Source organism: Actinomyces denticolens, from assembly GCF_002072185.1.
Classification (GTDB): domain Bacteria; phylum Actinomycetota; class Actinomycetes; order Actinomycetales; family Actinomycetaceae; genus Actinomyces; species Actinomyces denticolens.
In genome coordinates, this window is the sequence record NZ_MVIW01000024.1 from 40,705 (window position 1) to 48,614 (window position 7,910).

A 7,910-nucleotide genomic window follows, 5' to 3' on the forward strand; every position below is an offset into this window, starting at 1 on the left:
TGCCATACTGGGGCGCGTGACTGAAGCGATCGCCCTTGGCATCCCCTCCATGCGCGAGGAGCGCCCTGTTCTCGCCCCCCGCAGGCCCACCCGGAAGATCCGGGTCGGCGACCTCTCCGTCGGCGGTGACGCCCCCATCACCGTGCAGTCCATGACGACGACGAAGACCCACGACATCGGGGCCACCCTCCAGCAGATCGCCGAGCTCACCGCCTCCGGCTGCGACATCGTGCGCGTCGCCTGCCCCACGGACAAGGACGCCGAGGCGCTGCCCATCATCGCCAAGCAGTCCCGCATCCCCGTCATCGCCGACATCCACTTCAAGCCGAAGTACGTCTTCCAGGCGATCGAGGCCGGATGCGGGGCCGTGCGCGTCAACCCCGGCAACATCCGCAAGTTCGACGACCAGGTCGCCGAGATCTGCAAGGCCGCCTCCGACGCCGGGGTGAGCCTGCGCATCGGCGTCAACGCCGGCTCCCTGGACCCGCGCCTGCTCAAGAAGCACGGCAAGGCGACCCCGGAGGCCCTCGTGGAGTCCGCCGTCTGGGAGGCCGGCCTCTTCGAGGAGTGCGGCTTCCACGACTTCAAGATCTCCGTCAAGCACCACGACGTCGTCACCATGGTGCGGGCCTACCAGTTGCTGAGCGAGATGGGCGACTGGCCGCTCCACCTCGGCGTCACCGAGGCCGGCCCCGCCTTCCAGGGCACCATCAAGTCCTGCGCCGCCTTCGGAACCCTCCTCGCCCAGGGCATCGGGGACACCATCCGCGTCTCCCTGTCCGCCCCGCCGGTCGAGGAGGTCAAGGTCGGCACCAAGCTGCTGGAGTTCATGGGCCTGCGCGAGCGCAAGCTCGAGATCGTCTCCTGCCCCTCCTGCGGCCGCGCCCAGGTGGACGTGTGGAGTCTCGCCGAGTCCGTCGAGGAGGGCCTGAAGTCCATCAGCGCCCCGCTGCGCGTGGCCGTCATGGGCTGCGTCGTCAACGGTCCCGGAGAGGCCCGCGAGGCCGACCTCGGCTGCGCCTCGGGCAACGGCAAGGGCCAGATCTTCGTCCACGGCAAGGTCGTCGAGACCGTGCCCGAGGACCAGGTCGTCGAGACCCTCATCAAGCATGCCGAGGCCATGGCCGAGCAGATGCGCGCCGAGCTCGGCGAGGACGCCCTCAAGGGCACGGCCCCCTCGGTCCTGACGGTCTGAGGGACGGCAGTCCGGCGGGAGCGGCCCGCCTCGCCCGTATCGTCATGCCCCTGTTCACGCGCCGACTGACCCCCGTCAGCCCCCGCCGCGTCGGGGGCGTGCTCGCGCTGTGCTCCCGCGATCCCGTCCTGTCCCTGCCGCTCGCCCAGCAGCTCGAGCGCTGGAGGCACTGGGGATCGGGGGACGTCGTCGTCCTGGGGCGGCCCGCCGCCCCCGACGCTGCGGCCTGGTCCACGGGCTCCCTCATCGTCATGGGCCTCGCCCCGCGCCCCGAGCTGGGCCTGCCCGGGGCGGGCCGCGTCGGCGCCCGAGCGCTCGCCGAGCACTCCCGCCCGCGCCTGACGCGCAACGGCTCGATCCTCGGCAGCCCCGAGGACGTGGCCCTGCTGTGGGAGCACCTGGAGGCGGCCGGGATGCGGCACCGGGAGGCGCGGTGGAACCAGCCCGTCCTCGTCGCGCCGAGCCCGCCCGGGGGACTCGCCGCCCAGGCGCTGGCCCGACGCCCCTCCTTGGACTGGGCCGCGCGCGGGACGCGCCAGGCGCGCCCCGAGGAGGAGCCCCTCGTCCTGCCGGCCTCGGTGGCCATGTTCACCGAGGAGGTCGGCTACGACCCCATGTCCTCCGGGGGCTCCTACGCCCGCCACGTCTCCTGGCTCGTGAGCGAGGGCCGCAGTTACGTGCTCCTCGACGACGGCCAGGGGCGTCCCGCGCGCCCCGGGGGCCCGGCGCGAGTGGCCTTCAAGGTCGACGTCGGCGGGATCTGGCACGCGCCCGACGGCGCGGTCGCCCAGCTCACCGGCGTGTGGACGCGCCCGGACATGCGGGGCAGGGGAGTGGGCGGCGTGGCGCTGGCCGCCGCCGTCGACGCCGTGCGGCGCGAGCATGTGGGGCCCGACGGTGGGGTGAGCCTGTACGTCAACGACTTCAATGCCCCGGCGCAGGCGCTCTACCACTCGCTCGGCTTCACCCGGCACGGTGCCTTCGCCACCATCCTGCTGTGAACCATCAGGGGCCGCGCGGCGGGCGGTCCCACCGGACTCGCGGGGATCTCGGGGCATCCGGGCCCCGCCGTCCCGGCCCCGCTCCTCCCGCCCTGATTCGGGCGCCCGCGCGCCGAGCACGTAGGATCGGCACGTGCTACAGACGATGTCGAACGCCTTCATCCGTACCCTGCGCGAGGACCCCGCCGACGCCGAGGTCGACAGCCACAAGCTCCTCGTGCGCGCCTGCTACATCCGCCGCGCAGCGCCGGGCATCTACACCTGGCTGCCGCTGGGGCTGCGCACCCTGCGCAAGATCGAGGCGATCGTGCGCGAGGAGATGGACGCCATCGGCGGCCAGGAGGTCCACTTCCCCGGACTGCTGCCCGCCGACCCCTACAAGGCCTCCGGCCGCTGGACCGAGTACGGTCCCACCCTGTTCACCCTCAAGGACCGCAAGGGCGGCGACTACCTCCTGGCCCCCACTCATGAGGAGATGTTCACCCTGGCGGTCAAGGACATGTACTCCTCGTACAAGGACCTGCCCGCCATCGTCTACCAGATCCAGACCAAGTACCGCGATGAGGCCCGCCCCCGCGCCGGCATCATCCGCGGCCGCGACTTCGTCATGAAGGACTCCTACTCCTTCGATATCGACGAGACCGGCCTGGATGCCTCCTACCAGCTCCACCGCGACGCCTACGAGCGGCTCTTCAAGAGGCTGGGCCTGAACTACGTCATCGTCAACGCCATGTCCGGCGCCATGGGCGGCTCCCACTCCGAGGAGTTCCTCCACCCCTCGCCCATCGGGGAGGACACCTTCGTGCGCTCCGCCGGCGGCTACGCCGCCAACGCGGAGGCCGTCACCACCGTCGTTCCCGACGAGGTCGACGCCACAGGGGCGCCCGAGGCGCGCGTCGTCGACACACCCGACACCCCCACGATCGACACCCTCGTCGCCCTGTGCAACGAGGCCTACCCGCGCGCCGACGGGCGCGCATGGGAGGCCGCCGACACTCTCAAGAACCTCGTCGTCACCCTCACCCACCCCGGCGGTGAGCGCGAGCTGCTCGTCATCGGCATCCCCGGCGACCGCGACCTCGACATGAAGCGCCTGGAGGCGGCCGTCGCCCCCGCCGAGGTCGCCATGGCCGAGGAGGCGGACTTCGAGGGGCACCCCGAGCTCGTGCGCGGCTACATCGGGCCGGCCGCCGTCGGCCCCAACTCGCCCCTGCGCCGCGTGGAGAGGGCCGAGGACGGCGCCGAGCGCCTCGTGGGCTCCGTGCGCTTCCTCGTCGACCCCCGCGTCGTCAACGGCACCAGCTGGGTGACGGGCGCCAACGAGCCCAAGAAGCACGTGCTCGGCCTCGTCATGGGCCGCGACTTCACCGCCGACGGCACCATCGAGGCCGCCGAGGTCCGCGAGGGCGACCCCGCCCCCGACGGCTCCGGCCCGCTCAGCCTCGCCCGAGGCATCGAGGTCGGCCATATCTTCGCCCTGGGCCGCAAGTACTCCGAGGCCCTGGGACTGAGCGTCCTGGACGAGAACGGCAAGTCCCGCGTGGTCACCATGGGCTCCTACGGCGTCGGCGTCTCCCGCGTCATGGCGGCCCTGGCGGAGGCCTACCACGATGAGCGCGGCCTGGCCTGGCCCATCGCGGTGGCCCCCTTCCACGTGCAGGTCCTGGCCACCGGCAAGGACGACGCCGTCTTCTCCACCGCCCAGGGCATCGCCACCGCCCTGGACGCCGACGGCGTCGAGGTCCTCTACGACGACCGCCGGAAGGTCTCCGCCGGCGTCAAGTTCGCCGACGCCGAGCTCCTGGGCCTGCCCTGCACCATCGTGGTCGGTCGCGACCTCGCCAAGGAGGGCACCGTGGAGATCCGCGACCGCCGCAGCGGCGAGCGCCGCTCCGTGCCCGCCGAACAGGCCGCCGAGCAGGTCAGCGCACTCGTGCGCGAAGCCCTCGCCCGATAGGCCGACGACGGGCGCGGCGGCGCTCCCGTCGGCCTCCTGGCGCCTCAGCCCGAGGTTCCGGGCAGTGCCTCGGCGGTCTCGACTCCCCAGGAGGATGCCCGCAGCGCGGCGGCCACGGAGGCGTCCGCGGCCACCAGGCGCTGCTCGCCCGAGCCCGCGACGGCGATCGACATCTCCTCGACCATGATCGAGCGCCACAGCGCGCCCATCCACTGGCCGGAGGGGGCATCGGCGGAATCCGTCCCGGTGGGCGCCCCGTAGGCGGGCTGGCGCGGGTCGGTGGCCCGCGCCGTCGCCGGTCCCCCGGCCGCGATCGAGGCGTTGACCACCGCCGTGGCGGCCGTGGCGTCGTCGAGGCCCCGCGCCCGCACGGTCGAGTCGGAGGGCGACTGCGCCGCCAGCAGCTCGCCGGTGTAGCGCAGCTGGTCGTAGAGCGCCAGGGCGGGGTCCGGCAGCGGGGAGGCCATCGTCGAGGCCGATCGCGCCGGAGCCGTCACCGAGCCGGGGGAGAGCGCCTCCTGGCGCAGGGACCACGCGATGTGCAGCGAGGCGGCGAGCCTCGCGAAGCCCTCCTCCTGCGCGGTCTCCAGCGCCGATCGCGCCGAGGCCGCGCCGTCGTTCAGCGCTGCGATCAGATCCTCGCTCGTGGACGTCGCGGCGGCCGTCTCCACAGGAGTGGCGGTGGGGTAGCCCGTCGGCGCGCCGGTGGGCCAGGGCTCCCAGACGCCCCCGAGGGCCGTGAGCTGGGCGTCCGCCTCCTGCGCGATCACCGTCGCCTGCGCGCCGGAATCCCCCTGGCCGCCCTGGGAGTCGGCGATGGCTCGCGCGGTGGAGCCGATGAGCGCGGCGCGGCGGGCCAGTGCCTCGCGCGAGGCCTCATCCCCCGTCATCGTCGGCAGGGGATCCGGCTCCGAGTCGCCCAGGGGGACCTCGCAGGCCGCGGTCCCCGCGATGGCGGCAACCCCGAGCGCGGCAGCACCCACCCTGAACAGGGCGGATCGCCTGGAGGGCAGGGGGCGGGCCGCCTGGTGGCAGTGGTGGGGGGTGCGTGGGCGCGCGATGTCGTTCACGGGTCGATCCTCCCACGCGGCGGGCCATCCTTCAGCAAGAGGCGCCCATGGGGCGCGCGGCCGGGCCCGGGCCGGGCCCGGCGGGCCGCTCGCTCGCTGACCCGGGCGGTCGGCGCGGGCAGGTACGATTGGCCCGACCGAACGCGCCGATGCCCGCCGGCATCACGCCGAGACCATGCCAGTGCCGGCCGGAACCAGCCAGCACCAGCCGGAACCAGCCGGCGCCACGCCGATGAGGAACGAGGGAAACCATGACGGACACGCTCGCGTCGCGGCTCACCGACCTGCTGGCCCCCGTCGTCGAGGCCGAGGGCCTCTTCCTCGAGGGCATTGAGACCACCCGGGCGGGCAGGCACTCGGCGGTGAGGGTGATCGTCGACCTCCCCGATGGCCCCGGCGACCTCGACCTCGACCGCATCGGCGAGGCCACCGCAGCTCTCTCCGCCGCCCTCGACGACGCCGACCCGGTCAAGGGCCAGTACACCCTCGAGGTCTCCACCCCCGGCGCCGAGCGCGAGCTGCGCTCCCCCCGGCACTTCCGCCGCGCCGTCGGCCACAGCGCCACCGTCACCACCGTCGGCGACGAGGGCTCGGACCCCATCACCGTGACCGGCGTCGTGTCCCGTGCCGACGACGAGGCCGTCACGATCGAGGCCGATGGCACCGCCACGGTGCTCCGGCTCGATGACATCGCCAGCGCGCGAATGATCGTCGTCTTCTGACCGCCCGGGCCCCCGCCGCCCCCGAATCCGCCTACGGCACCAGACAAGAGGAACCATGGACATCAACATGCCGGAGCTGCGCGTCGCAGCCGACGAGCTGGGCATCGACCTCGAGGCCCTGCTGCCCGCCATCGAGGACGCCATCCTCGGCGCCTACTCCAAGGTGCCCGGGGCCATCCGGGGCGCCCACGTCGAGATCGACCGCAAGACCGGGCACATGTCGGTTCTGGCCCCGGAAGTCGATGAGCAGGACGAGCCCACCGGCGAGTTCTTCGACGACACCCCGGACGACTTCGGGCGCATCGCGCAGGCCACGGCCCGCTCCGTCATCGTCCAGCGCATCCAGGACCGCCGCGACTTCGAGGTCCTGGGCGCCTTCAAGGACAAGACCGGGGAGCTCATCTCCGGCGTCGTCGAGCAGGGCCGCGACCCCAGGATCATCCACGTGCGCCTCGACGAGGAGCACGAGGGCATCATGCCCCCGCATGAGCAGGTGCCCGGGGAGCGCTACCGGCACGGGGATCGCGTCCGCGTCTACTGCACCGAGATATCCCGGGGCATGAAGGGCGCCCAGATCATCCTGTCGCGCACCCATCCGGGTCTGGTCAAGAAGCTCTTCGAGCGAGAGGTCCCGGAGATCGCCTCCGGCGACGTCGAGATCGTGGCCATCGCCCGCGAGGCCGGGCACCGCACCAAGATGGCTGTGCGCGCCCGCACCCGTGGCGTCAACGCCAAGGGCGCCTGCATCGGCCCCATGGGCCAGCGCGTGCGCGCCGTCATGGCCGAGCTCGGCGGGGAGAAGATCGATATCGTCGACCACTCCGAGAACCCGGCGCGCTTCGTGGCCAACGCCCTGTCCCCGGCCCGGGTGGCCTCCGTGACGGTCATCGACGAGGCCGAGCGCACCGCCCGCGCCGTCGTCCCGGACTTCCAGCTCTCGCTGGCCATCGGCAAGGAGGGGCAGAACGCCCGCCTCGCCGCGCGTCTGACCGGCTGGAAGATCGATATCCACGCCGACGCCGAGCTCGGCGAGATCGCGCCGGGCCACGGATCGCGTGCCGACGACGTGACAGGTACCTCAAACCCCGACGACGGCTCCTGACAGCGCTTTCGGTAGAATTCCGGCGGGCCCTGGGCGGGTCGCGGGAGCGCTGAGGAGCGCTCGCGCCCCCGCGAGCGGTGGGCGATGAGTTCCTGGAAGGACACGGTGAGTCGGTGACAGCCTCCTCGCATGTTCCCGAGCGGACCTGCATCGGCTGCCGCGCCAAGGCCCCCAGGCCGCAGTTGCTGCGGCTGGTCCTGGCCGCGAGTGGCGAGCTCGCGGTCGACGCGCGGGCGCGCATGCCCGGGCGCGGCGCCTGGATCCACGCGGATCCGGCGTGCCTCGATCTCGCCGAGCGCAGGCGCGCCCTCGGGCGCGCGCTGCGCGCCGAGGGACCGCTGGACGCGGCCCCCGTGCGAGACTGGCTCGCCGCCCACGCGGCGAGGGCGGCCGCGCATGATTCCGACCGGTCCCGCATGGGGCCGGACCACCGATAGCGAAGGCGGGTAGGAAGCCGATGGGCACCCGATGAGTACCCAGCGATGAGCTGCCTCTACTAGCGCTCGCTCCTGTCGGGGAGCGGGCAACCTGACAGGAGAAAAGTGGCAAAACCACGCGTTCACGAGCTCGCCAAGGAGCTCGACCCCACTGGCAAGAAGATCACCTCGAAGATGATCCTCTCGTGGCTCAAGGATCAGGGGGAGTTCGTCAAGGCGGCCTCCTCCGCCGTTGAGCCCCCGGTCGCGCGGCGGGTGCGCGAGCACTTCGCGGCGCAGGCCGCGGCCCCCAAGGCCGCCAGGCCCGCAGAGGCGAAGAAGGAGGCCAAGACGCCGTCCGCGCCCAAGCCCGGCGCGAGGCCCGCGGCCCCCAAGCCCGGCGCGCGCCCGGCCGAGCCGGCTGCGGCCCCCGCCGCCAGCGCCCAG

General features: G+C 73.1%; 7 protein-coding genes and 1 pseudogene. 7 read left to right on the forward strand and 1 reads right to left on the reverse strand.

Translation table 11 applies throughout. The features are described 5' to 3' along the window. The first annotated feature begins 49 nt into the window (after positions 1–49). From ispG to B1H55_RS08240, 3 genes are all read left to right on the forward strand, one after another. A complete protein-coding gene (ispG, locus tag B1H55_RS08230; RefSeq protein WP_231952991.1) occupies positions 50–1,195 on the forward strand; it encodes a flavodoxin-dependent (E)-4-hydroxy-3-methylbut-2-enyl-diphosphate synthase in 1,146 nt (381 codons plus the stop codon). Positions 1,196–1,239: 44 nt separating this feature from the next. After that, entirely contained in the window at positions 1,240–2,196 is a 957-nt protein-coding gene (locus B1H55_RS08235; protein ID WP_077240340.1) for a GNAT family N-acetyltransferase, read from the forward strand. A gap of 145 nt (positions 2,197–2,341) precedes the next feature. Beyond that, entirely contained in the window at positions 2,342–4,153 is a 1,812-nt protein-coding gene (locus B1H55_RS08240; RefSeq protein ID WP_371836548.1) for a proline--tRNA ligase, read from the forward strand. Between the two features lie 44 nt (positions 4,154–4,197). Here the strand turns inward: B1H55_RS08240 and B1H55_RS08245 are convergent, their stop codons facing one another. Continuing rightward, the gene (locus B1H55_RS08245; protein WP_080461679.1) at positions 4,198–5,223 is read right to left on the reverse strand and encodes a hypothetical protein; all 1,026 of its coding nucleotides are present in this window, start codon (positions 5,221–5,223) and stop codon (positions 4,198–4,200) included. Positions 5,224–5,474: 251 nt separating this feature from the next. Between B1H55_RS08245 and B1H55_RS08250 the strand changes: the two genes are divergently transcribed. From B1H55_RS08250 to B1H55_RS08265, 4 genes and pseudogenes are all read left to right on the forward strand, one after another. Beyond that, positions 5,475–5,945 (forward strand): ribosome maturation factor RimP, encoded by a 471-nt coding sequence (locus B1H55_RS08250; RefSeq protein ID WP_073453187.1) that lies wholly within the window; start codon positions 5,475–5,477, stop codon positions 5,943–5,945. Between the two features lie 55 nt (positions 5,946–6,000). Further along, positions 6,001–7,047: a transcription termination factor NusA gene (gene nusA / locus B1H55_RS08255; protein ID WP_073453189.1), complete on the forward strand. Its 1,047-nt coding sequence runs from the start codon at positions 6,001–6,003 to the stop codon at positions 7,045–7,047. Positions 7,048–7,160: 113 nt separating this feature from the next. Beyond that, a complete protein-coding gene (locus B1H55_RS08260) occupies positions 7,161–7,484 on the forward strand; it encodes a YlxR family protein (protein WP_096519565.1) in 324 nt (107 codons plus the stop codon). A 105-nt stretch (positions 7,485–7,589) separates the two neighbouring features. Next, positions 7,590–7,910, forward strand: a pseudogene (locus B1H55_RS08265) (translation initiation factor IF-2 N-terminal domain-containing protein); the annotation flags it as partial.